This window comes from Aliiroseovarius crassostreae, assembly GCF_049803815.1.
In the GTDB taxonomy this organism is placed as follows: domain Bacteria; phylum Pseudomonadota; class Alphaproteobacteria; order Rhodobacterales; family Rhodobacteraceae; genus Aliiroseovarius; species Aliiroseovarius crassostreae_A.
The window spans coordinates 817347-841336 of the sequence record NZ_JBNAGI010000001.1 but is presented as its reverse complement, the minus strand read 5'-3'; the positions used below and the strand labels follow the sequence as shown (position 1 = coordinate 841336).

Here is a 23990-nt window from a genome sequence, read left to right as displayed (position 1 = left end):
ATGAATGTGCTGGTTGTGAGGGAGTGCCTCCGGCGGGGATATTTGCCGACCAAAGATGACCCAAAGACAGCAGGTGGCGGCCGCCTATTTCTTGCGTTTCTTGTGTTCGTCCAGACGCGGGAAGATTTCGACGAAATTGCAGGGGTGATGGCGGTAATCCAGCTGCGCTTCGAGGATCTCGTCCCAGGCGTCTTTGCAGGCGCCGGTGGAGCCGGGCAGGGCAAACAGATAGGTGCCATTGGCCACGCCGCCGGTGGCGCGCGATTGCACGGCGGAGGTGCCGATTTTCTGCACTGAGATCATGGTGAACACGGTGCCGAAAGCTTCGATTTCTTTCTCATAGACATCGCGATGCGCCTCAACCGTCACGTCACGCCCGGTCAGGCCGGTGCCGCCGGTGGAAATGATCACGTCAATCTCGGGGTCGAGCGACCAGGCGCGCAGCTGATCTGCGATCTCGCCACGTTCGTCACGGATGATCTTGCGATCCGCGAGCTGATGCCCGGCCTTTTCCAGCCGCTTGACCAGCGTGTCCCCGGAACGGTCTTCGTCGATGCTGCGCGTGTCGCTGACGGTCAGGATCGCGATGCGCACCGGGATGAACTCGCGGGTGTTATTGGCGGGGATGTGGGACATGGGGGTGGCCTTTCGCAACGTGTCATGCGGTTCTGCCCCGAACATATCGCGCCGTCGCTGACGTGGATCAAGAGGGCGAAGAAAAGACAGTAATCAGAGGCTGCGCAGTTTGCCCTGCAAGCTCAGCAAATCCGCCCAGGCCTCGCGTTTGGCAGCCGGGTTGCGCAGCAGGTAAGCGGGGTGAAACATGGGCAAGACCGGCTTGTGCCACGCCTCGTCCCATGAGCCGCGCATCCTTGTGATGCCGCGCTTGCCCAGCACCGCCTGACAGGGCGTATTGCCCATCAGCACAATCACGTCGGGCGCAACCAGCTGCACATGGCGTTCCAGAAACGGCACCATCATCGCCATTTCCTGCGGTGTCGGCTCGCGGTTTTGCGGCGGGCGCCAGGGCATCACATTGGTGATATAGATCGCGTCTTTCGACAGCGGTGCTGCGCGCCCCAGATTGATGGCGGCAAACATCCGATCAAGCAGTTGCCCCGCGCGCCCCACAAAAGGTTTGCCCTGAATGTCCTCGTCCCGACCCGGGGCCTCGCCGATGATCATCACGCGGGCCGCGGGGGTGCCATCGGCCAGCACGGTATTGCGCGCGCCTTTCTTCAGCTCGCAGCCTTCAAATGCCTCAAGCGCGGCTTTCAACGCGTCCAGATCCTGCGCCCGCGCGGCCTGCTCTTTCGCCAGGGCCACATAGTCGACCTCAGGCTCGACCTCGCGCGCAGGCAGTGAGGACTGTGGTTTGGGGGCGGCTTTGGGCTTGGTCGCCTCGAGCTCATACCGGTTGATCGGCGCATCGCAAATCGCATCGGACACCCCCAATTCGACCTGCCAGTCGAGATGGGCACGGGCGATGTGCCAGTCGAGATCAGAGAGCGCGGGTGATTCCATGACGGGCAGGGTAGGCGGCGGCGGCGGCGAGGACAATAGAGCACGCCGGATCGTAACAAGGGGCTGGCTTATTATGAACGGATCCTTAACAAAACCAGAAAACTAGAAAACTAGTATTCTGGTTTTTGGGCTGCCCCCTCGTTCCAATAGGCCGCTGGATAGGTCGCCGGAGAATTGAAAAAAACCACCGTGCGGGGAAGGCTGCACAGACATGCCCCTTGCAACTCTGGCCTGGTTTGCGAAGATTGGGATGAGCAGTTTTTGAAATCAGGACAGTCCGCCAATGGCCCATCCCTATAAAGACCTGCCACCCCAGGCGTTCTGGCGCTCTGCGGTGGCCGAACGCCATCCGTTGCATATCGACACGCTTTGGGCCCCGAAGTTTCAGGTGAAGCCGGAAGATCACATTGTGACGGCGGGGTCGTGTTTCGCCCAGCATTTCAGCCGCGCCCTGGTGGCCCGGGGCTATACCTGGCTGAACGCCGAACCGGCACCGGCGCTTTTGAAGCCCGAGGATGAGGCGGCGTATAATTACGGGATCTTCAGCTTCCGCACCGGCAATATCTATACCGCCCGCATCCTGCTTCAGTGGCTGGAACTGGCCTTTGAAAAACGCGACCCGATTGACGATGTCTGGGAAAAGGACGGGCGGTTTTATGACCCGCTGCGCCCGGCGATTGAACCAAACGGTTTTGCGTCACCCGAAGAACTGCACGCCTCGCGCGCGGTGACCTGTCATGCGATCCGCCGTGCGGTGAAAGAGGCGGGCGTTTTCGTTTTCACCATGGGGCTGACCGAAAGCTGGCAAAACGTGGAGGGCGGGTTTGAATATGCGATCTGCCCCGGCACGATGGCGGGCAAATTTGATCCCGGGCGTGACCAGTTCGAAAATCAGGATTACGACCATATCCAGCGTGACATGCGCGCGGCGATCCGTCTGATCACGGAAGAAAACCCGGACATCCGCATCCTTCTGACGGTCTCGCCCGTGCCGCTGACCGCCACCGCCACTGGCGACCATGTTCTTGTGGCCACCACCCATTCCAAATCCATCCTGCGGGCCGTGGCGGGGGCCATGGCGGCGCAGTTTGACCACGTGGATTACTTCCCGTCCTACGAGATCATCACCAATGCGGCCTTTGGCGGGCAGTTTTACGCGCCCAACAAGCGTTCGGTGGTGCCGGAAGGGGTGGGTTTCGTGATGAAGACCTTCTTTAGCGATCAGGAACGGATCTTTGGCAAGGTGAAACCAGCGGGCAAACCGAAGGGGGCGAGAAAACCGGACGCGGCAGGCGCATCCGGGCCCGCAACATCAGGGACTGAGGCGGTGAAATGCGAAGAGGAGATGCTCGATGCCTTCGGCAAAAAGTAAACCCAAAAGCACGTCGCCCAAATCTGCCCACCCCCCGATCCGCGTCTGCCTGATCGGCGACAGCCATCTGGCCGCGTTCAAAAAGGCCGTGGATGAAGGCTATGACGCCGGGCCGGATGTGAAGATCAGCTTTTATGGCGCAAGCGGGCCGGAATTTCGCAAGATCGGCTATGGGGGCGGGGTGATCCGACCAGACCGCAAACTGGCGGAAAGCGGTGGGCTGATTGCAACCGACGGCAAGGATGAAATCACCGCCGAGGATTATGACGCGGTGCTTTTTACCGGCGCGCGGCTGCGGTCTGTGACCTATTTCGAGGCGATGTTGCCGGGGGTTCTGGACCCTACGCGCTTTGTATCAAGCGCGCTGCGCGACGTGATGACCGAACGCTTTGTCACAAGCTGCCGCGCGGCACGCATGGCGATGATGTTAAGGCGGCGCGGCACCCCGGTGGTGGGGTTTACCCCCGCCAGCTTCCTGAACGCGGGCGTGGATCGCAGCTATCGCATGGTGGACAACGATCTGATGCGGCAGGCCACCGCCGAAACACGGGCCGAGATCTGGGCCGGGCTGCGCAGGCGGCTGGATGCGGCGGGCATTGGGTTGTTTGAACAGCCCGAAGAGACCGTGACCGAAGGGGGCTTCTCGCACCCTGATTATGTTGTCGAAGGTGCCGCAGACGACGCCGATTTTTCCCACAAGAACCCGGCCTATGCGCGGCTGATCTTGGATGCATTTTTCGGGTCGGACGCGTTTGCGGCGCTTAGAGAGGAGAGGGCAGCGTGAGGGCCACGCCCGACCCTGGGTGGGCGTTTGTCACGATCTATTCGGGGTGCACACGGCCCTTAGGCTAAAACGTATCGTGTGTTGATCCCTTGCAAGACGCCCTCCCGTGGGGAGGGTCGGGCGTGGCCCGTGCTGCGCACGTGCCGGGTAGACTATTAGATGATACCGTAGCCAACCATTCAATGAAGTTGAGGATTGAGGCTTGTAATGATTGCACCGAAATTAAATGAACTACAGCAGATGTCTGACGCAGAGTTGGTTGCTAAAATTGATGCCCATAGCCAGAACACTGTAGTTGGCATCGGTTTCTTATATGATGAGCTTCGAAACCGCGAATTATCACGCCTTAACAGGAAGATGATTGGATTGATTTGGGTTGTTACAGTCGCGACAATCATTGTGACGATCGCTACGATTGCAAATCTTTATCTTGTGTATGCTACGCTTTCCTGAGGCATATTTCTGTAAGTGACAATGGCTCCGCCCGTTCGCGCCTGAAAATGTCTCCTATAGATTTCCTTTTTCGTGGCATCCCCCTTGCCACATCCCCCATTCCCCCGTATATCGCGCGGGTTCGCATTGTGAATTTGCAATGGGGAAGATTCGGTTTTGCCTGATGGTGCGCTGAGAACTCCCTTAAATTCGCTTTGGGTTCGACGAGGGCAGGGGGAATGAGCCACCTGTCGTCCTATCAACTCTTTGCCTGAAAGGGCGAATGCTATGACCAGTCAAAACATTCGTATCCGTCTTAAGGCGTTTGACTATCGCGTGCTGGATGCCTCCACACAAGAAATCGTCAACACCGCCAAACGCACGGGTGCAGACGTTCGCGGCCCCATTCCGCTGCCGAACAAGATTGAGAAATTCACCGTTCTGCGTGGACCTCACATCGACAAGAAATCCCGCGATCAGTTTGAGATCCGTACGCACAAGCGTCTTCTCGACATCGTAGACCCGACCCCGCAGACCGTGGACGCGCTGATGAAGCTCGACCTGGCTGCTGGTGTTGACGTCCAGATCTCGGTTTAAGGAGGGTATCTCAGATGCGCTCTGGTGTAATCGCAAAAAAGGTCGGCATGACCCGCCTTTTCATGGAAGACGGTAAACAGATCCCTGTCACCGTTCTTTCGCTGGACAATCTGCAAGTTGTGGCCCAACGCACCGAAGAGACCGACGGGTATACCGCCGTTCAACTGGGTGCCGGGGACGCAAAAGCAAAACGTGTATCCAAGCCGATGCGCGGTGTCTTCGCCAAAGCTGGCGTGGCCCCCAAGCGTAAGCTGGTTGAGTTCCGCGTGCCTGCCGAAAACCTGATCGAAGTGGGCGCCGAAATCTCGGCTGAACACTTTGTTGAAGGTCAGAAGGTGGACGTTGCCGGTACCTCGATCGGTAAAGGTTTTGCCGGTGCCATGAAGCGTCACAACTTCGGCGGCCTGCGCGCCACCCACGGTGTGTCGATCAGCCACCGTTCGCACGGTTCGACCGGTCAGTGTCAAGACCCGGGCCGCGTGTTCAAAGGCAAGAAAATGGCCGGCCACATGGGGTCGGTTCGTGTGACCACTCAAAACCTCGAAGTCGTGAAGACCGATGCCGACCGTGGCCTGGTGTTCATCAAGGGCGCTGTGCCCGGCTCGAAGGGTGGCTGGGTCACCGTGAAAGACGCCGTGAAAAAGAAGCTGCCCGAGAACGTCCCGTTCCCGACGGCTCTGAAATCGGCTGCTACTGAAGCCCCGGCTGAAGAAGCCCCCGCGGAAGGTGGTGAAGCATGAAACTTGACGTGATCAAACTCGATGGCGGCAAAGCCGGTTCGGTTGAACTGGACGAAGCCCTCTTTGGTCTGGAGCCGCGTGCGGACATCCTGCACCGCGTGGTTCGCTGGCAGCGCAACAATGCGCAGCAAGGCACCCACAAGGTGAAGACCCGCTCGGAAACCTCCTATTCGACCAAGAAGATCTATCGCCAAAAAGGCACCGGCGGCGCCCGCCACGGTGACCGTAACGCGCCGATCTTCCGCAAAGGTGGTATCTACAAAGGTCCGACGCCACGTTCGCACGGCCACGACCTGCCGAAGAAATTCCGCAAGCTGGGTCTGAAGCACGCCCTGTCCGCCAAGCTGAAAGCTGGTGAACTGGTTGTGATCGACGAAGCCGCTTCGGAAGGCAAGACCGCCGCCCTGGCCAAACAGGTCAAGGACCTGGGCTGGAAACGTGCTCTGGTGATCGACGGTGCCGAGGTGAACGAGAACTTTGCACGCGCTGCAAAGAACATCGAAGGCCTGGACATCCTGCCGACCATTGGCGCCAACGTCTATGACATCCTGAAGCGTGACACCCTGGTGATCACCAAAGCAGGGGTCGAAGCTCTGGAGGCTCGCCTGAAATGACCGCTAAAGCAGAACTCTACGACGTGATCCGCAAGCCGATCATCACCGAGAAAGCAACCCTCGCATCGGAAAACGGTGCTTATGTTTTCGAAGTGGCAATCGATGCGAACAAACCGTCGATCAAAGAAGCCGTTGAAACTCTGTTCGACGTGAAGGTGAAAGCCGTGAACACGACGATCACCAAGGGGAAAGTCAAACGCTTCCGTGGTCAGATCGGTAAGCGTAAAGACGTCAAGAAAGCCTATGTGACCCTGGAAGAGGGCAACGCAATCGACGTGTCCACCGGGCTCTGATTGTAAGGCTTATGCATTGAGAAAGGCCCTCGCAAACGCGGGGGCCTTTTTCATTGGGGCTGGTGCGTCGGGGTAGGGATGCTTATATGCGCCTTATGTCTGATACTTTGCCCCCATGCCCCGCCTGTGCCTCTGAACTCACCTATGAAATGGACGCGCTTCTGGTCTGTGCCGAATGCGCCCATGAATGGTCACCCGATGACACTGACGAGGCCGGATCGGAAATCCGTGACAGCGTGGGTAATGTGCTGGTCGATGGCGACACCGTCACCGTGATCAAGGATCTGAAGGTCAAGGGATCGTCGCTGACCGTCAAGGTCGGCACCAAGGTGCGCGGCATCCGTCTGGTCGACGGGGATCACGACATCGACTGTAAGATCCCCGGCATTGGCAAGATGGGCCTGAAGTCGCAGTTTGTGCGCAAAGCGTGATGAAAAAAGAGCTGATTATCTTTCTGGTCCTGAATGTCGGCCTGTCGCTGGTGCTGACCGCGTTGCAGGCCCTGTTGCCCGACATATTCTGGACCCTGCCGGTGGCGCTCACATTTGCAGCGTTGATCCTGATGGGCAACATCCACCGGATCTGGAAAGCCCAGCTGTTGCGCATGGCCTATGCGGTGATCGCTGTGTTGAACCTTGCAACACTGGTTCTTGCCGGCAATGTCAGCTTTCTGACCTCGTTTCGGGCGTTCTATGTGATCTACAAAAGCTTTGTCGGGGCCTGAACCCCCACCCACAGTATTTTGACTCGTCATTTGCGTGAAATAGCTTAACAATATCCCCTTAGATCACATCTGCATTTCGTGACGAGGAGCCTGCCATGTTGACCCGCCGCCATTTTGTAATGACCTCTACCGCCCTGTTCTCCGCCCCCATCGTCGGCGCGGTCAGCCCGGTTTTGGCGCAAGAGGCCGAGAAACCCAAACGGCGCCCGGTCTCGGACCCCGCAAAATGGGCGTCTTATGATGCGCGGGTCACGCCCGCCAATTATGACCCGGCCACATCGAACCCATGGGGGCTGCATCCGCGTCTTCTGCCGCAAGTGGTTGAGGCGCGGGATGGGCTGACGCCGGGCGACATCCATGTGGATGCGGTGGCGCGCTATCTTTACCACATCCGTGGTGACGGCACCGCGATGCGCTATGGCGTAGCGATTGGGCGCGATGGGTTATATGAACCCGGCGTTTACACCATCGGGCGCAAAACCAAATGGCCGACCTGGACGCCGACCAAGGATATGATCGAGCGTGAACCGCATAAGTACAAGAAATACGAAGATGGTCAGGACGGAGGCCCTCGCAACCCGCTGGGATCGCGCGCGCTCTATCTTTACGCTGGAAAGCGCGACACCTATCTGCGCATTCACGGATCGCCCGCGCCGCGGTCCATCGGCACGCGCGCCAGCTCTGGCTGCGTGCGGATGGTGATGGCCCATATCATCGGGCTTTACGACCAGGTGAACACCGGCGTGACCGCGCATCTTTACCCGGCTGAGGGGGTGACGGCGCAAAGCTGACACCGCCATATCGTTTCAGAGCTTACGCACTCTTGGATCGCCCGTGGATTAGGTTTCCGCGGGCGTTTCCAGTTCGGTGCAGATCGGGCGATCGGCGCGGTTTCTGAGCGGCAGATAGGTCGTCTCTACCGGGCCGCGATGCAGATAGACCAGACAGCCATCGCGCTGATCCACCCGCACGTCACTCAGATCCTGATACCCCGCCGCCTTTTCGCGCAGCGCATCTTTGGTGACCTGTGCCACAGGACGCAGATTTGGATCCACCGCCACAGCCGCGCCGCCCTCGGGCGATACACATCCGGCCAGTGCAACCATGACCCCGGCCGCGACAACTCCCAATCTTTTCATAATGGTGACCCCCTACAGTTCTTTTTTGAGAGGATGGTGGATTTTGCTGGGGATGGGAAGGGGGCTTTGACCGGATGACAGAGCAGATCCGGGAATGTGGCCAAACTGCCGAAAGGTGGGGCCCGAGCAAACGGCGTGAGCGCGCCTTTGCCTGCCCCAGATCAACCTGTGTCCGGCCATGTGGTGTCTTGGTGGCGGGGAGGGGGCGCTCCCCGCCGTGCCCTTCACGCGGGAACCGCCTGGGCCGTCTGTTTTACCTCTTTACGAAACCAGATCGCATAAAGCGCCGGCAGGAACAGAAGGGTCATGAAGGTGGCCAGCAACAGCCCCCCCATGATCGCCAGCGCCATTGGCCCCCAAAACAGGGAGTGCGACAATGGGATCATGGCCAGAACCGCCGCCGCCGCCGTCAGAACCACGGGGCGCATTCGCACCAGCGTGGCATTAATGATCGCCTCACGCGGGGCCATGCCGCTGCGCAGATTGGCGTCCACCTTTTCCACCAGGATCAAAGAGCTGCGAATGTCCATGCCCGACAGCGCCAGCAAACCCAAGAGCGCCACAAACCCGAAGGGCGCGCCAAACAGGTTCAGGGCAAAAGACGCCCCGATCATACCCAAAGGCGCGCTGAGCAGGACCAGAACCATGCGCGACGTGCTGCGCACCTGGATCATGATCACGCTGAGCATCAGCAAAAGGACAATCGGAAAGACCTTTGCAATCGAGATATTGGCCTTCATCGATTCTTCCCATGCGCCACCATGTTCCAATCGCACCCCGGGGGGCAGGCTGTTGCGGATCGCCGCAAGCTCGCGCCAGATCGCGGCGCTGGCATCGGGGGGCTGGACGCCATCCTTCACGTCCGCGCGCACGGTCAGGGTCATGGCACGGCTGCGTTGCCATATGATCGGATCTTCGTGGGTGACCACAATTCTTGCCACTTGCGACAGGGGCACTGGCTGGCCCGCGCGGGTGGCGATCACCAGATCCGACAGGGTGGCGGGGTCAACCCGCTGGGCACGCGCGGCGCGCAAGACGACATCTATGTTATGGGCGCCGTTGTGCAGCACCGCAGCGGTTTGCCCCTGCACGGCAAGGCTCAGTCGCCGCGCAATTTCGGCTTCGCCCACACCCAGCAGGCGCGCGCGGTCGGCATCAATACGCAAGGACAGGGTCGGGCTGCGTTCGTTCCAGTTGAGGTGGGGGTCCACCAACCTTGGATCTTCGGCCATCACCGCGCGGATCTGGTGCCCGATGCGGCGCAGCTGTTGCGGGTCTTCCCCGGACAGGCGGAACTGCACCGGAAAGCCCACAGGCGGGCCAAAGGAAAAGCGAATGACACGGCTGCGCGCCCCCGCCGCAAGCCCCTTGGCAAAGGCTGTTTCAAGTCTGGTTTTCAGGCGCTCCCTTGCCTCCAGATCCACCCCCTGCACCACAAGTTCGGCATAGGCCGGATTGGGCAGCGCCGGGTTCAGCGCCAGCCAGAACCGGGGCGGCCCCTGCCCGATATAGGTGCTGAGCGCGGCAATATCCGTGTCCCCCTGCAAAAAGGTCTCGACCTCTTCGGCCACCGCACTGGAGGCCTGGATTGAACTGCCTTCCGGCAGGCGCAGCTGGACAAACAGCTCCACCCGTTCCGAAATGGGAAAGAACTGCTTCTGGACCGTGACAAACCCATAGCCCGCGAGGCCAAACAACAGAAGGATCACACAGATCACCAGGCGGGCGTGATCCACCGCCCAGCTGATGATGCGTTTGGCCAGGCCCATCAGCCAGACCCCGACCCGGGCTTTCATACCGCTGCTTGCGCCCGTGCCATGGTTGCGCAGCAATTTGGTGCCAAGCCACGGCGTGAACACCACCGCCGCCACCCAGGAGGCGAGCAGCGCAATGGCGATGACCCAGAACATGGATTGCATGTATTCCCCGGTTGAAGAAGGCGCAAACCCTACCGGCATGAACCCGATGGCGGTGACAATGGTGCCCGCCAGCATCGGAAAGGCGGTGGACCGCCAGGCGGCCCCGGCAGCGGTTTCAGGATCGGCGCCGCCTTCCATTTCCTTCAACATGCTTTCAATGGCGATAATCGCGTCATCCACCAAAAGCCCCAGTGAAATGATCAGGGCGCCCAGCGACACCCGGTGCAGCTCGATCCCCATCATCTTCATCGCGATGAAGGTGATCGCCAGCACAACCGGCACGATCATGGTCACGATCAGCCCGGTGCGCCAGCCCAGCACGACGAAACAGACGGACAACACAATCAACAGGGCCTCGGCGAAGGCGCGCATGAACTCGAAAATCGCGTGTTTGACGACCTTTGGCTGATCCGCCACCCGATCAATCCGGATCCCGGCGGGCAAGGGAAACTGGCGCAGCGTATTGTCGACGATCTGGTCAAGTTGGGTCAGATTTTCGCCCGGGGCCATGACGACGCCCAGGATGACGCTGAGGGCGGCGTTGTGGCGCACCAGCAGCGCAGGCGTGTCATCATAGCCTGCCCGCACCGTGGCAATGTCCCCCAGTTGCAAAACCCGCCCCTCGATGGCGATCGGAATGGCGCGGATCTCGTCCAGGGTCGTGGCCGGTTCCGGCAGGGCGATGCGCAACCGCTGTGCGCCATTGTCAAGCGTGCCTGCATCGTGGGTCAGGGCGCGATCGCGCAGCGCCTGCAAGATCATCTCTGGCAGCACACCCAACGTGCCCAGCCGGGCATCATCATATTCCACATAAATCCGCTGATCCTGCTGCCCGTAAAGCCGCCCTTTCGAAATCTCGTCATGTAAAAGCAACGCGCTGCGCAGCTCTTCGCCCACAATCTCCAGATCGCGATAGTTGGCCCCATCACCGGAAATCGACAAGAGGATGCTGTCGACGTCCCCAAATTCGTCATCCACAAACGGCCCCTGCACCCCGGCGGGCAGCGCCCCCTTCATATCCAGCAGCTTCTTGCGGATCTGATAAAAGCTTTCCGGCACCTCATGCGAGGGCGTGTGATCCTTCACCCAGACCTGCATCGCCAGATATCCGGGGGTCGCATAGGTTTCGATCCGGTCGAAATAGGGCACGGTCTGCAGCTTCTTTTCCACCGGGTCCGCCACCTTGTCGCGCATGTCCGCAGCAGAGGCCCCGGGCCAAAGCGACACGACATTGGCCACTTTGATCGTGTAATTCGGGTCTTCGGAACGCCCCAGTTGCAGATAGCTGACCAATCCGGCGACACAAAGCGCCACAAGGAAGTACCCGACCACTGCGCCATTGCGAATGGCCCAGGTCGACAGGTTGAAACGCTCCACCGTCCTGCTCCTTACTCTTCCGTTTCGCGGATCGATACCACTTGACCGGCCAGCAGCTGATTGGCGCCCAGCCGAACCACGCGATCTGCGGGGGTCAGGCTGGACCGGATCAGCACATCCCGCCCGGACATTTCGTGGATCTGGACCGGCACAAATTCCAGGCGGTCCTCGCCGGTGATCCGCCAGACGCCGGGGCCTTCGCCCGTGCCGGGGTCAAACACCGCGCTGGAGGGCAGGCGCAGCGCCGCCCCTGCCGGGTCATCCTGATCCAGCATGATCTGCCCCGTCATGCCGTATCTCAGGCCTGCGGCTGCCTCGGGCGGCAGGGCAAACCGGGCGGTGAAGGTGCGGGTTTGGGTGTCCGCAATCGGGCTGATTTCGCGCAACCTTGCGGGGATGGTGCGGCCGGGATCGACCCATGGCGCAAACCGGGCCATTGCCCCGGGCCGGGGCAGGGTCAGGTTTTCCGGAAGCGCCACCTCGGCTTCGAACGTGGCACCGGGGGACAGGCGCAATACGGGCTGGCCGGTTGCGATCACCTGACCGGGATCGGCCATTTCCGACAGGACAATCCCGTCCTCTTCCGCCACAAGGGTGGTGTATCCAAAGGCGTTTTCTGCAATGTGAAGCTGCGCCCCGGCCTGCTCCAACCGCGAGGCCGCCTCTTGTCTGGCACCTTGGGCGATGTCCAGCTTGGCTTGGGAGACGACATTGCTTTGGTAAAGTTGTGCCACGCGATCCAGCTCTTCCGATGCCACGGCCAAAGACCGCCGCGCCGCCTGCAGCTCTGCTTCGGCCTTGGCGCGGTCCAGTTCGAAATCGGTTTGCTCAAGGCGCGCCAGCACCTGCCCCTTGCGCACCACGTCCCCGGTGTCGACCAGCCGGTCCTGGATCCGCCCGGGCACCTGAAAGGACAGGGCCGTGTCAGAACGCGGATGCAACACCGCCACAAAGTGACGGGTGATCGCCCCGGAGACCGGTTGGGCGTGTTGCACCAGCACCGTCACCGGGCGCGCGGGGTCATTCAGCGTCCCTGATGCCACGGCGGGCGGCATCAGCTCGTCCGCGATATTCGGAACGGAACTGGCAAGGCGCGGCGCCACCTGCGTCAGGCCCTCTGGAAGATACCCCAACCACGTGGTTGTGCCCAACGCCGCCAGAAGCCCGCCAATGGCGAACAGGCCTCGCCGTCGACGCCGCCGCGCGAGCGCCAACTTGATTTTGGTCTTGCCGGGCTTGGCCGGTTTATCCCTGTCCTGCGTGTCATTGGAAAAGCGTGTCATCGGGCACCCGGCACAAAATTGTTGTCGTGAGTATTGGCGTGGACCGGCGACATAGGGGGCGCAGGCACCACCGCACAGGATAGGCGAATGACCTAGGGTCAACCACAACCCGAAAGGGTAGTGGATCGCGTCGCCCATCCGCTTTACGTAACGTCCAGTCCGTTAACCAATCGATTTGATCGGCAGCTTTTTAAGGTCTGGAAATGGTGTCATCGGCTGCGCGGTTTCGTGTTCGGTGCCCAGGTTTCCAAAGCCACCCAAGTTACCAAACGCCCCCGGGCCGTGTCGCACGCCATACCATCGGCCCCCTTCCTTGCCCCGTACCAGGAGACCCGCCATGCCTGTTTTTGAACATGTCCCCGTCAATGCGCGCCTGATCCACAAAGAGCATCTGGATGATGTGCTTGTGTCGAATTTCAGGGGCGAGCTGCCAACCTGGCTGCCGGCCGACCTGTTGGAGGAGCACGCGCATGACGATGGCCTGACCGCCGAGGCACGCGGTCTCTTGGCGACCCATTACCACCCGGTGCAGCCGGGGCAGCCGGGTGTGCCCTGTTCGGATCCGGCGGGGGTATTGGTCCGGCGCTCGATCCCCACAAATCTGCCGCTCGAACTTGCGAAAGAGCCGGGCTTTGACTGGATCCGCGCGTATTACGCCCAGGGGGCGGATGGGCTGGTGCTGGATGCCAAATATCTGCCCGAGCATCTGGAAGAGGCATTGGCCGCGCGTTTTGTCCCGACCCGCGATCAACTGACCCCGGCGACCCGGCACCGTATTGCTCTGATCACAGACAGCCTTGCCTGCAACATACGATCAGATCGTCACACGATGAATATGATCAACGATCTGGAAAACTATTTCTTCTACCGCAAACACCATGAACATGTGCCCGGCATCATGTTGATCGAAGTGGCGCGGCAGGCGATCTATGCCCAGTATTATCACACCTCTTCCCACCGGCGCGGTGAAATCACCCTGTCGATCAAGACCCTGACCAGCGAATTTGAAGATTATGTGGATGCCAATTACCCGGTGAGCATAACCGTGGATACGCTGGCCCCGGATGTGCCGAAAGCCGCGATGTTTGAACGCCGCATCGCCCGGTTCTATCAGCGCGGGCGGCAGGTGGCCGCGGTGGATATCCTGGGTGTGCCGATCAAGATGAAATTGTTCGAGCGGCTGCGGACGATCAAACCGGAACCCGGCGATTGGTTCATTCCGATCAAGGGCTTTGCCCCGTCGGTTCTGTTTCGTGATGAAGAGGGCAAACGGATCGAAGGCAAGCTGCGCAAAGTGTCGCAAACCGGCATGGATATCGTGTTTCAGCACTCCCCCGAAACGGATGCGCCCCTGGATTTCGTGATCAATGTGGATGGCATTGGCTATATCGACGGCAAGGCCCATGCGGCTGCGCTGGAAACCGGGCCGGATGGCGTGGTGGGACGGTTGGATCTGGTGGATCTGACCCGCGAAGGCAAACGCAAATGGCTGGAAGCAATCAAGAATTACGCCCATGTCGAAACCACTGCGGGGGTCTGAGATGTCGTCTTGCGTGGCGCGTGCCAAAGACCCTACCCGATATGCACGGGCCATGGCCCCGCTGACGCTGCGGGGCGTGACGCTCAAGAACCGCGTGGTTCTGGCGGCGATGGGGTTGGATATGGCGGAAATTGACGGCAGTTTCTCGCAGGATCTGGCGGCGTTCTATCGCGGTGTGATTGCCGGGGGAACCGGCACCATCATCTTGTCCAACGCTTCGGTCTCGGCGCAATCGGCCCTGTTGCCCAAGGCGTTGAAGCTTTTGAATGACGATCACGTGCAGGCGCTTGCGCCCTTCATTGCCGAGGCCGCCCGGCAGGATGTGGTGATTGGCGTGCAGCTGCAACATTACGGTGGCCAGGGCACAACCCATCTGACCCGCCGCCGCCCCACCCTCAGCCCCAGTGGGATCGGCTGCAATTCGCTGCGCAAACTGGACCCGTTTTACCGGGTCCGCGCCATGACCGAAGAGGATCTTCACATTGTCCGGCAGGAATTCGTCGATGCCGCGAAACGGGCGGTCGCCGCAGGGGCGCGGCTTGTCCAGTTGCAGGCCTCGAACGGCTATCTTCTGTCCAGTTTCCTGTCGAAAGCCACCAATCAACGCAGCGATGCCTATGGCGGTGACGCCGTCAAACGTGCCCGTTTCGTGATCGACGTGGTTCAGGGAGTGCGCGCCGCCATTGGGGATGACGTGGTGCTGGGCCTGCGCATCGGCTTGAACGATTATCTGGGGGACGAGGGGCTGGTGCCTGCAGATCTCGACCCGGTGATCCCGATGCTGGAAGAGGCCGGGGTAGACCTGTTCGAAGCGTCTTTCTGCGTGGCGGACACGTTTTCGAAGCTGTCGAACAACACGCCAGAGCTGCGCGCCGAACTGACCGCCCAGGTCAAACGGTTTCGCGCCCGTGCCCGCGTGCCGGTGGGATTTGCCGCCTTTGTCGGCAGCCTCGCCGAGGGCTGTGCCCTGATCGAGGATGAGGTGGTGGATTTCATCGCCATGGCGCGCGCGCTTTTGGCAGATAACGATCTGGTGGCCAAGGAATTGGCCGGGCGCGAGGACGAGGTCCATCGCTGCCTGTGGGACGGCCAGTGTTTCAAAGACAAGTACAACCCGCGATTTCAACGCGTGCATTGCTGCGTGAACCCGAAATACCTGCGCCCGGCCTGACCCAGGCCCCGGCAACATTCCCATCGAAAGCGAGACCACATGACCCAGCACGACAGGGTAACCCTAATCACCGGCGGCACGGAAGGCATGGGCCTTGTGACCGCGAAACATTTGGCCCGAGAGGGGCATCAGGTTGTGATCTGCGGACGGCGTCCCGCTGCCGGGGAGGCCGCACTGGCGCGTCTGGAAAAGGACGGCCTGTGTGGCGATTTCATCGCCTGTGACATCGCCGAAGAGGGCGCGGCAGAGGCGCTGGTGGCCGAGGTGTTGCGCCGTCACGGGCGGCTGGATTATGCGTTCAACAATGCCGGTGTGACCGTCCCCGTGGCGCCGATTGCCGAAAGTGATCCGGCGGCCTGGCGCCGTGCGATCGATATCAATCTGACCGGCACCTATTATTGCCTGCGCGCACAGATCGCCGCGATGAAACGCACGGGCGGCGGGGCCATCGTGAACAACAGCTCGCTTGCCGGTATCACCGCCATTCCCGGCCAACCGGCCTATGTGGCGTCGAAATTCGGCGTGATCGGTCTGAGCCAGGCCGCGGCAATCGAATATGCGCGCGACCCGGCGATCCGGGTCAATGTCATTGCGCCCGGTCCGATTTCCGGCGGCATGAACACCGAAGAGGCCCTGGCGGCCAACCCCGAACGCACAAAGCGCAAGATCGGCGTCACCGCGATGCGCCGCCTTGGCGCACCCGAAGAGGTGGCGCAGACCGTCGCCTGGCTGCTGTCAGATGCCGCATCTTACGTGACCGGGGCTGTGCTTCCGATTGATGGCGGTGCGGCCGCCGGCAAGTTCTGATCGGGGGGGCTATGACACAGACCGCATTGATCACCGGCACCAGAAGCGGCATCGGGCTGATGTTGGCCCGCCGCCTGCTTTTCATGGGCTATACGGTCTTTGGGATGAGCCGCGCCACGACCACGGAGCTGCCTGAGGACCTGTCCGCCAACCCCAACTATCACCACTATAGTTGCGATCTGTCCGATTTCGACGCGCTGGATCAGACCATCAACCGGCTGTTGTCGGAACAGGTCAGCCAAGCGGCCCCTGATGCGCGCTCTGGCGGGCGCATTGATGTGGCGTTCCTGAATGCGGGCCAGTTTTGTGACGCGTTGCGCCGGACCAGCGACACCCCGATGGACGAGCTGCTCTCTCTGCAGCGCCTGAACTGCTTTGCCAACAAGGTTATTCTGGATGCGATTTTCCAACGCGGGATCGCGCTGCCGCTTTGTGCGGTCTCAAGTTCGATTGCCGGGCAACGTATGCGGGCGGGCAATGGCGGGTATGCCCTGTCCAAGGCCACGCTCAATGCGCTGATGGGGCTTTACGCGCTGGAACACCCGCAAAGCTTTTTTGCGGTGATCGGCCTGTGTGTGGTTGATACGTTCCTGTCGAACAAGATCGGCACCTTGCCCTTGCCCGATGACCCGGTCTTTGCCGCCCAGGCCGCCCTGCGCAAACGCGCGGTGACGGATGGCTACGCGGTGACGGCGGCGGCGCGGGCGGATCACCTGATCTCGCTCCTCTTGCCACAGCCCGACCCGCGGATCACCTCGGGCCAGTTTATTGAAATCCGCGCGTTGCTGACACAGGACGCCGCGCCGGTTTCGCCCCCTCAAACTGTCAATTAACGAGAGACACTGAAAGGTTCTGATGATGAAAACGCTTGTGCTGGTGGCGCATCCCACCATGGAAATTTCCCGGGTCAACGCCGCCTGGGCCGCGGCCTTTGCCGCCTGCCCGGATGTCACCGTGCATGATCTGGCCGCCACCTATCCCGAGATGGATATCGACGTGATTGCCGAACAAAAGCTGTTGCTCGATCATGACCGGATCATCTTTCAGTTCCCCCTGTACTGGTATTCCAGCCCGGCCATTCTAAAGCAGTGGCAGGATCTGGTTCTGGCACCGGGATTTGCCTATGCCGGGGCGCATCGCCTGGAGGGCAAAGAATTCATGGTGGCGACATCGATCGGGGCCACCGAGGAAGATTACCGCGCCGGTGGGCACAATCATTTCTCGGTGGACGAGCTGTTGCGCCCGTTCCAGCAGACCGTGAACTATCTGCGGGGCCGCTATTTGACCCCGTTCCTGTTCTATCGCTCGATCGCTGCCGAGAATGACGAGCTGGCCCAGAGCGCACGTGACCTGCTGGCCCATGCGCTGAATATGGATATTGACCCGGAACGCGACCACGAGATCTTTACGCAAGACAGTTTGCAAAAGATGTTTGCCCGCCTCAGCGCGGCGGCCGAATGACCGCGCGCCGGGCCAAGGTGATCGCGGGGCGCTGGCTTCGCAAGGCGCAGTTTTGCGAAACCCATGCGGTGGCGATTGACGGGCGCCCTGACGACATTCTGGACGCGGTCGAGGCGCTGAAGGTCGAGGATGACGTGATCGTGCGCCGCCTGTTGCAAATCCGCGAAGCCCCGTCGCGGATCTGGGGCAGGCTGGGGGGGCGCTCCGGGCTGACCGGGCGCGCGCCGTTCGGATTGCATGAATTTTGCCGGTTGGAGCGGGCGGACAATTGTCTGGCCTATGGTCTGGTGGGCCGCTTCTGGCGGCTGGATTTCGGGTTGGAGCATCTGGACAGCGCCGATGCGTTTTTGGCGTTTGACAGGCCGGGCGTTCCGAAGCTTGTGATGCTTTATGCGGTGGAACGCGATGACGACGGCACCCAGATGCTTGTGACCCACACCGCGGTCAGCTGCCCGGATCGCATCAGCCACCTCATGTTTTTGCCCTATTGGCTGGCCATTCGCCTGGCCAGCGGCTTTATCCGCAACCGCATCCTGGCGGTTGTTGAACGCAAGACCGGGGCGATGCTGCCCTCGTCTTCCCCCTCTTGAACAGGCATATTCTCATGACACAGACTTCTTTTCACAACACTTTGCGGATGGCCGCGATCTACGACTTGATCGTCACTGGCGCCCTGATCGTGCCGCCCCTGGTGCCGCTGGTCTTTGGGGGGATTGCCGGGCTTGACGCCGCGCTGGGCTTTGGCACCGGCTTTGCCCCGTTGGATCCAACCAGCGTGTTCTTTGTGAACCTCGCCGCGGCCGGGATCATTGCCTGGGCGCTGATCCGCCTGAAAGCCCCCAGCCTCGAGGCCCTTCAGATCGACATCTTCTATCGCCTCGCCCTGATCCTGTGTCAGGTCTGGGCGGTCTGGCAGGGGGCAACGCCGATCCTCCTTGGGATTAGTGTTGTCCTTGCCATAATTGTTATGGTTGAGTTAAATGTCATGCGAACCGGGCGCCGTGTCCGGTTGCATGGTACGAGTTGACGTTCCCGGGTCCGGGGACAGGTATGTTGGAGTTTCAATGTGAGGCAATTGTCTGCCCGGGATCGCGACGCGACGCTTGATGTCTGTGACGAGCTGCTGTCGATCACGTCGCAAGATCAGATCCTGCACTGTATCAATGGCCGGCTGAAATCCCTGATCGGTTATGAAGGGGTGTTGGGGGGCATTGGCGATTGCGAGGCGGACGGGCTGGTGCCGTCGCTGGTCTTGGGTCATGACTTCCCCGAAGACTACTTGTCGAAAATCACCTCACACGGGCGGCTGCGCCCGCAAACCCTGCGCTTTTGGGCGCAGAAACGTCAGCCGCTGGCGCTTGATTTCTCGGGTGGCAGCGGCAGCAAGGTGACCCGCCGCGCCGCCCATGACGCCAACCGGTTCGGGTTCTTCAATATGCTGTGCCACGGTCAGGTCCATCCGGGCGGCAAGCAGATGTCCTATGTGACCTTCACGCGGATCGAGGGCACCATCACCGAGCGGCAAAAGCGCATTGTGTCGCTGACCATGCCCCATCTGCACAACGCGCTGGTGCGCGCGGCCAGTGAAACCTCGTCCATCTTCAAAATGCAACGCTCGCCCGACCTGTCCTGGGCGGACCTGGATGACGAGACCGACATGCCGCTGGATCTGCGCAAGAAACAGATCCTCTATCTGATTGGGCTGGGCAAAACCAATTGGGAGATCGGCCAGATCCTCGGCACGTCGGAAAACAACGTGAAATATCACCTGAAACGCCTGAATGCCATCTTCGAGACCTGCAGCCGCTCCGCCGCCGTGACCGAAGCCATCCGGCGCGGTGCCATGCCGGACGATTGGCCCCTGGAATAACCCGGCCTGAGCATTGAACGCGCGGCGCTACGGTGACGCTCAGATCGAGAGCGCCAACATGGCCCCCATGGCGAAAACGCCCGATCTTCTCAGAATAGATACCCCTGATGCATTTTGAGATGAACTCGGCACAAGTCGATTGGGAAATGCAAACACCGTCAATAGGTTCTGGTGTTTCGCGTTGTTGAAGTGTCTCAAAAATCCATCGAGAGGGTCTATGCCGCTTCTCAGATGTGGGACGGGAAGGTGATACTTTTCGATCTCTCGTTGCGATTGTGTTGGATGGTGGGGAATTCGGTTGTATAAAAAGACTGAGGCTTTGGACAGTTGAGGGTTTCAATGAGCATTCTTGGAAGTATTTTTACGCGCGCCAATTTGTTTGGCGGTATTGCTGGCGGCGTTGTAAGTGTCGTCGGGTTCTTAATTGCCTTCAATCAGGGCAGCGTGGACAAAGCGGTATCTGAAACGTCTGCGATGACGTCTTTGCAGGAAAGACTGGCTTCGCAGCAGCGGCAATTGGATACTCTGGAGCGCCGATTGAGCGGTGCTGTTGCCGATGTGAAGAAAGAACAAGAGGTCCTTCGCAAAGAAGCTTTGGTGCATGGCAGTGAGCGCAATAAGGTTGCCATGCAAGAGTTCGCGAAAAGGTTGGAGGCTTTAACGGTCAAGATCGAAACCCTGCCCAAAACTGCGGGCGGTGGTGTGGATAGCGTTGCGCTGAATAAAGCGATTGAGCAGGTAAAGCTTGATTTGTCGGGTGAATTTCAGAAGTGGCTGGCTGCGCGCCCGCAAGCCTCAGGCGGTGGTGTCAGCATGGCGCAGGTCCAGCAGATGCTGACTGCATTTGAAGGGCAGCTTGCATCCAAGATTGCCCCGGTCGTGGAAGAGAAGATGGCAAGTCTGCCCAGTCCAACAGGGGATGGCATTCCCATCGCCACCAAGCGGCGGATCCATTTTGTGGAAAAGGACTGTGTTTATCTGCAGTCCATGCCCAAGCAATTCACGCTGAAATTCAGGTCAGGGCAGGAGTTCTGTTGGAAGCCTTCCGTGTTATGGTTTGACATTACGAGTATTGGTTCTAGCCGGTTTGAATATCGCTATGTTGGCGGCAAAAGCTATTCTTGTTCTCGGGGAAGTACTTGCTACTTAGGCTCAGAAGAGGATGGGATGCGGTATAGAATTCAGCCGGAGAACTTCTATGAAAAGGATGGCATCCGCTATGCTGAGGTCAACTTCTTAAAGGTTGACTGATCAGTCTATAGGAAGAAACGGCGTCCCCCTATAGACACCTCCCCCCATCCCTGATACTGCACCCCAGTCGAGAGGCCACAGATTCGTTCTGCGGCCTTTTGATATTTGGAATTCGGGGACCTCGTGGTGCGGTGCAAGCCAAAGCAAAAGGGCCCTTCAACTGGTCACCTGTTCAGCCAATGGCGCTCAGGGGGCTTTACACCAAGGCGGTGATCTCGGGCAAACTCGGGGCATCGCTTATGCTAAACGGAAGACAGAAAGCATGGCACTTAAGTCGTACAAACCGACGACGCCGGGCCAGCGTGGGCTGGTTCTGATCGACCGTTCGGAGCTGTGGAAAGGACGTCCTGTCAAATCTCTCACCGAGGGTTTGACGAAATCGGGCGGCCGGAACAACACCGGACGGATCACCTCTCGCCGCCGTGGTGGCGGGGCAAAGCGTCTCTATCGTATCGTGGATTTCAAACGCAACAAGTTTGACGTCGCCGCCACTGTTGAGCGGATCGAATACGACCCCAACCGCACCGCCTTTATCGCGCTCGTGAAATACGAAGATGGCGAACAGGCTTACATCCTGGCACCGCAGCGTCTGGCTGTTGGCGACACCGTGATTGCATCGGCCAAGGCCGACGTGAAACCGGGCAACGCCATGCCCTTCTCGGGCATGCCAATTGGTACCATCATCCACAACATCGAGATGAAACCGGGCAAAGGCGGCCAGATCGCCCGTGCAGCCGGTACTTATGCTCAGTTTGTTGGTCGTGACGGTGGTTACGCTCAGATCCGCCTGTCGTCAGGTGAACTGCGCATGGTCCGTCAGGAATGCATGGCCACCGTTGGTGCCGTGTCGAACCCCGACAACTCGAACCAGAACTACGGTAAAGCCGGTCGTATGCGCCACAAAGGCATCCGCCCGTCGGTCCGTGGTGTTGTTATGAACCCGGTTGATCACCCCCATGGTGGTGGTGAAGGCCGGACGTCCGGTGGTCGTCACCCGGTTACCCCCTGGGGCAAACCGACCAAAGGTGCGCGCACTCGCAACAAGAACAAGGCGTCGTCGAAGCTTATCATCCGCTCGCGTCACGCCAAGAAGAAGGGTCGTTAAGATATGGCACGTTCTGTCTGGAAAGGCCCTTTTGTTGACGCTTACGTCCTCAAAAAAGCCGAAAAAGTCCGTGAATCGGGCAAAAACGAGGTCATCAAGATCTGGTCGCGTCGTTCGACCATTCTGCCCCAGTTCGTGGGCCTGACCTTTGCGGTTTATAACGGTCAAAAGCACGTTCCCGTGAATGTGACCGAAGAAATGATCGGCCAGAAATTCGGTGAGTACTCGCCGACCCGGACCTATTACGGTCACGCGGCTGATAAAAAAGCGAAGAGGAAGTAAGCCATGGGTAAGGATAAAAATCCCCGCCGCGTGGCCGCCAACGAAGCTATGGCCAAAACCCGTATGCTTCGCACGTCCCCGCAGAAACTGAACCTGGTTGCTGGCATGATCCGCGGCAAGAAGGTGGATCGCGCTCTGACCGATCTGACCTTCTCGAACAAGCGTATCGCCCAAGACGTGAAGAAATGCCTTCAGTCGGCCATCGCCAACGCCGAAAACAACCACAACCTGGACGTCGATGAACTGATCGTCGCCGAGGCCTATGTGGGCAAGAACCTGACCATGAAACGCGGTCGTCCGCGCGCCCGTGGTCGTTTCGGCAAAATCATCAAACCGTTCTCGGAACTCACCATCAAGGTGCGTCAAGTTGAGGAGCAAGCCTAATGGGTCAGAAGGTAAATCCGATTGGCATGCGTCTTCAGGTCAACCGCACCTGGGACAGCCGCTGGTATGCAGACACGAAAGATTACGGCGATCTTCTTCTGGAAGACCTGAAAATTCGTGACTTCATCAAGACCGAGTGCAAACAGGCCGGCATCAGCCGTGTGATCATCGAACGTCCGCACAAAAAGTGCCGCGTGACGATCCACACTGCACGTCCGGGTGTCATCATCGGCAAGAAAGGCGCAGACATCGAAACCCTGCGCAAGAAAATCGCCAAGATGACCGACAGCGAACTGCACCTCAACATCGTTGAAGTGCGCAAGCCCGAGCTGGATGCAGCCCTGGTCGCTGAATCGATTGCACAGCAGCTTGAACGCCGTGTGTCGTTCCGTCGTGCCATGAAACGTGGCGTGCAAAACGCCATGCGCATGGGTGCCCTGGGCATCCGCGTAAACGTTGCTGGCCGTCTGGGCGGTGCCGAAATCGCACGTACCGAATGGTACCGCGAAGGCCGTGTGCCGCTGCACACCCTGCGCGCTGACATCGATTACGCACATGCAGAAGCAATGACGCCTTACGGCATCATCGGTATCAAAACCTGGATCTTCAAAGGCGAAATCATGGAGCACGATCCCGCGGCTCGTGATCGTCGTCAGGCCGAGCTCCAGGAAGGTCCCGCGCCCCGTGGCGCCGGCGGCCGTCGCTAAGGAGACCTGAAAGATGCTTCAACCAAAGCGTACAAAATTCCGCAAGATGCACAAAGGCCGGATCAAGGGCGAAGCCAAAGGCGGCTCTGACCTGAACTTCGGTTCCTATGGCCTGAAAGCCCTGCAGCCCGAGCGTGTGACTGCACGTCAGATCGAAGCTGCACGTCGTGCCATGACGCGTCACATGAAACGTCAAGGCCGTGTTTGGATCCGTATCTTCCCGGACACCCCGGTGACCGCCAAACCCATCGAAGTTCGTATGGGTAAAGGTAAAGGCTCCGTGGACCGTTGGACCTGCAAAGTGAAGCCGGGCCGCGTGATGTTCGAAATCGACGGCGTCAATGACGACGTGGCACGCGAGGCCCTGCGCCTGGCCGCCATGAAACTGCCGATCAAATCGCGCATCGTGGTACGTGAAGATTGGTAAAACCAATCTTCATGAGTGCGGTGTAGCGAATTTCTGAAAGAAACTCGCGGGCCGCACCTCGGTTCAAACTTAGAAGGCCCCGCCTATGGCGGGGCCTTTTCTTTTGCTGGCGGGACAACGTGATGGATTGCAATTGACGGTTCGCACCCCGGCAGAAAAACTGCACATCCGTCGAGTGATCGGTGGG

29 protein-coding genes are annotated in these 23990 nt (G+C 59.7%); 24 read left to right on the top strand and 5 right to left on the bottom strand.

Features of this window, described 5'->3' with window-relative positions:
* Window positions 1-84: 84 nt before the first annotated feature.
* Both moaB and ACP15V_RS04165 read right to left on the bottom strand, forming a co-directional pair.
* Window positions 85-636: a molybdenum cofactor biosynthesis protein B gene (gene moaB, locus ACP15V_RS04170; RefSeq protein ID WP_424942409.1), complete on the bottom strand. Its 552-nt coding sequence runs from the start codon at window positions 634-636 to the stop codon at window positions 85-87.
* Window positions 637-729: 93 nt separating this feature from the next.
* Complete coding sequence (locus tag ACP15V_RS04165; RefSeq protein ID WP_424942408.1) at window positions 730-1524, bottom strand: uracil-DNA glycosylase; 795 nt, start codon at window positions 1522-1524, stop codon at window positions 730-732.
* A gap of 283 nt (window positions 1525-1807) precedes the next feature.
* On the opposite strand from ACP15V_RS04165, the gene ACP15V_RS04160 reads away from it, so the two are divergent.
* The 10 genes from ACP15V_RS04160 (at window position 1808) to ACP15V_RS04115 (ending at window position 7871) form a co-directional block, all read left to right on the top strand.
* Window positions 1808-2896, top strand: coding sequence for a GSCFA domain-containing protein (locus tag ACP15V_RS04160; protein WP_424942407.1), 1089 nt, complete (start codon window positions 1808-1810; stop codon window positions 2894-2896).
* Window positions 2877-3680: a hypothetical protein gene (locus ACP15V_RS04155; RefSeq protein WP_424942406.1), complete on the top strand. Its 804-nt coding sequence runs from the start codon at window positions 2877-2879 to the stop codon at window positions 3678-3680. The genes ACP15V_RS04160 and ACP15V_RS04155 overlap by 20 nt, the downstream gene beginning before the upstream one ends.
* Before the next feature lie 240 nt (window positions 3681-3920).
* Window positions 3921-4133 (top strand): hypothetical protein, encoded by a 213-nt coding sequence (locus tag ACP15V_RS04150; RefSeq protein ID WP_424942405.1) that lies wholly within the window; start codon window positions 3921-3923, stop codon window positions 4131-4133.
* A 267-nt stretch (window positions 4134-4400) separates the two neighbouring features.
* Window positions 4401-4709 carry a 30S ribosomal protein S10 gene (rpsJ, locus tag ACP15V_RS04145; RefSeq protein WP_271052936.1) on the top strand — a complete coding sequence of 103 codons (309 nt, stop codon included), beginning with the start codon at window positions 4401-4403 and terminating at the stop codon, window positions 4707-4709.
* Window positions 4710-4723: 14 nt separating this feature from the next.
* A complete protein-coding gene (rplC, locus tag ACP15V_RS04140; protein ID WP_424942404.1) occupies window positions 4724-5449 on the top strand; it encodes a 50S ribosomal protein L3 in 726 nt (241 codons plus the stop codon).
* Window positions 5446-6063, top strand: a complete 618-nt coding sequence (gene rplD / locus ACP15V_RS04135) for a 50S ribosomal protein L4 (RefSeq protein WP_259776484.1) — start codon at window positions 5446-5448, stop codon at window positions 6061-6063. The genes rplC and rplD overlap by 4 nt, the downstream gene beginning before the upstream one ends.
* Window positions 6060-6356: a 50S ribosomal protein L23 gene (locus tag ACP15V_RS04130; RefSeq protein ID WP_173485858.1), complete on the top strand. Its 297-nt coding sequence runs from the start codon at window positions 6060-6062 to the stop codon at window positions 6354-6356. The genes rplD and ACP15V_RS04130 overlap by 4 nt, the downstream gene beginning before the upstream one ends.
* A gap of 95 nt (window positions 6357-6451) precedes the next feature.
* On the top strand, window positions 6452-6787 hold the full coding sequence (locus ACP15V_RS04125) for a zinc ribbon domain-containing protein YjdM (RefSeq protein WP_424942721.1): 336 nt from the start codon (window positions 6452-6454) through the stop codon (window positions 6785-6787).
* Window positions 6787-7080, top strand: coding sequence for a hypothetical protein (locus ACP15V_RS04120; protein WP_424942403.1), 294 nt, complete (start codon window positions 6787-6789; stop codon window positions 7078-7080). Before ACP15V_RS04125 ends, ACP15V_RS04120 begins: the two co-directional genes overlap by 1 nt.
* Before the next feature lie 95 nt (window positions 7081-7175).
* On the top strand, window positions 7176-7871 hold the full coding sequence (locus tag ACP15V_RS04115) for a L,D-transpeptidase (protein ID WP_424942402.1): 696 nt from the start codon (window positions 7176-7178) through the stop codon (window positions 7869-7871).
* A 48-nt stretch (window positions 7872-7919) separates the two neighbouring features.
* Here ACP15V_RS04115 and ACP15V_RS04110 read toward each other — a convergent pair whose 3' ends face one another.
* From ACP15V_RS04110 to ACP15V_RS04100, 3 genes are all read right to left on the bottom strand, one after another.
* The gene (locus ACP15V_RS04110; protein WP_424942401.1) at window positions 7920-8219 is read right to left on the bottom strand and encodes a hypothetical protein; all 300 of its coding nucleotides are present in this window, start codon (window positions 8217-8219) and stop codon (window positions 7920-7922) included.
* Between the two features lie 224 nt (window positions 8220-8443).
* Window positions 8444-11515 (bottom strand): efflux RND transporter permease subunit, encoded by a 3072-nt coding sequence (locus tag ACP15V_RS04105; protein ID WP_424942400.1) that lies wholly within the window; start codon window positions 11513-11515, stop codon window positions 8444-8446.
* An 11-nt stretch (window positions 11516-11526) separates the two neighbouring features.
* On the bottom strand, window positions 11527-12798 hold the full coding sequence (locus tag ACP15V_RS04100; RefSeq protein ID WP_424942399.1) for an efflux RND transporter periplasmic adaptor subunit: 1272 nt from the start codon (window positions 12796-12798) through the stop codon (window positions 11527-11529).
* 337 nt (window positions 12799-13135) lie between these two features.
* Here ACP15V_RS04100 and ACP15V_RS04095 point away from each other — a divergent pair, with 337 nt between their 5' ends.
* The 14 genes from ACP15V_RS04095 (at window position 13136) to rplP (ending at window position 23803) form a co-directional block, all read left to right on the top strand.
* Window positions 13136-14338: an AfsA-related hotdog domain-containing protein gene (locus tag ACP15V_RS04095; RefSeq protein ID WP_424942398.1), complete on the top strand. Its 1203-nt coding sequence runs from the start codon at window positions 13136-13138 to the stop codon at window positions 14336-14338.
* On the top strand, window positions 14313-15509 hold the full coding sequence (locus ACP15V_RS04090) for a hypothetical protein (protein WP_424942397.1): 1197 nt from the start codon (window positions 14313-14315) through the stop codon (window positions 15507-15509). Before ACP15V_RS04095 ends, ACP15V_RS04090 begins: the two co-directional genes overlap by 26 nt.
* A gap of 39 nt (window positions 15510-15548) precedes the next feature.
* On the top strand, window positions 15549-16316 hold the full coding sequence (locus ACP15V_RS04085; RefSeq protein WP_424942396.1) for an SDR family NAD(P)-dependent oxidoreductase: 768 nt from the start codon (window positions 15549-15551) through the stop codon (window positions 16314-16316).
* An 11-nt stretch (window positions 16317-16327) separates the two neighbouring features.
* Window positions 16328-17149, top strand: coding sequence for an SDR family NAD(P)-dependent oxidoreductase (locus ACP15V_RS04080; RefSeq protein WP_424942395.1), 822 nt, complete (start codon window positions 16328-16330; stop codon window positions 17147-17149).
* Between the two features lie 22 nt (window positions 17150-17171).
* Entirely contained in the window at window positions 17172-17777 is a 606-nt protein-coding gene (locus ACP15V_RS04075) for an NAD(P)H-dependent oxidoreductase (protein WP_424942394.1), read from the top strand.
* On the top strand, window positions 17774-18367 hold the full coding sequence (locus ACP15V_RS04070; protein WP_424942393.1) for a hypothetical protein: 594 nt from the start codon (window positions 17774-17776) through the stop codon (window positions 18365-18367). Before ACP15V_RS04075 ends, ACP15V_RS04070 begins: the two co-directional genes overlap by 4 nt.
* A 14-nt stretch (window positions 18368-18381) precedes the next feature.
* Window positions 18382-18804, top strand: coding sequence for a hypothetical protein (locus ACP15V_RS04065; protein WP_424942392.1), 423 nt, complete (start codon window positions 18382-18384; stop codon window positions 18802-18804).
* 39 nt (window positions 18805-18843) lie between these two features.
* Window positions 18844-19647 (top strand): response regulator transcription factor, encoded by an 804-nt coding sequence (locus ACP15V_RS04060; protein WP_424942391.1) that lies wholly within the window; start codon window positions 18844-18846, stop codon window positions 19645-19647.
* Between the two features lie 339 nt (window positions 19648-19986).
* Window positions 19987-20898, top strand: coding sequence for a hypothetical protein (locus ACP15V_RS04055; RefSeq protein WP_424942390.1), 912 nt, complete (start codon window positions 19987-19989; stop codon window positions 20896-20898).
* Window positions 20899-21160: 262 nt separating this feature from the next.
* Window positions 21161-22003 (top strand): 50S ribosomal protein L2, encoded by an 843-nt coding sequence (gene rplB / locus ACP15V_RS04050; RefSeq protein ID WP_424942389.1) that lies wholly within the window; start codon window positions 21161-21163, stop codon window positions 22001-22003.
* A gap of 3 nt (window positions 22004-22006) precedes the next feature.
* Window positions 22007-22285 carry a 30S ribosomal protein S19 gene (gene rpsS / locus ACP15V_RS04045; RefSeq protein ID WP_424942388.1) on the top strand — a complete coding sequence of 93 codons (279 nt, stop codon included), beginning with the start codon at window positions 22007-22009 and terminating at the stop codon, window positions 22283-22285.
* A gap of 3 nt (window positions 22286-22288) precedes the next feature.
* Window positions 22289-22669, top strand: coding sequence for a 50S ribosomal protein L22 (rplV, locus tag ACP15V_RS04040; protein ID WP_055187914.1), 381 nt, complete (start codon window positions 22289-22291; stop codon window positions 22667-22669).
* Window positions 22669-23376 carry a 30S ribosomal protein S3 gene (gene rpsC / locus ACP15V_RS04035; protein ID WP_424942387.1) on the top strand — a complete coding sequence of 236 codons (708 nt, stop codon included), beginning with the start codon at window positions 22669-22671 and terminating at the stop codon, window positions 23374-23376. The genes rplV and rpsC overlap by 1 nt, the downstream gene beginning before the upstream one ends.
* A gap of 13 nt (window positions 23377-23389) precedes the next feature.
* The gene (gene rplP / locus ACP15V_RS04030) at window positions 23390-23803 is read left to right on the top strand and encodes a 50S ribosomal protein L16 (protein WP_424942386.1); all 414 of its coding nucleotides are present in this window, start codon (window positions 23390-23392) and stop codon (window positions 23801-23803) included.
* Window positions 23804-23990 lie beyond the last annotated feature (187 nt).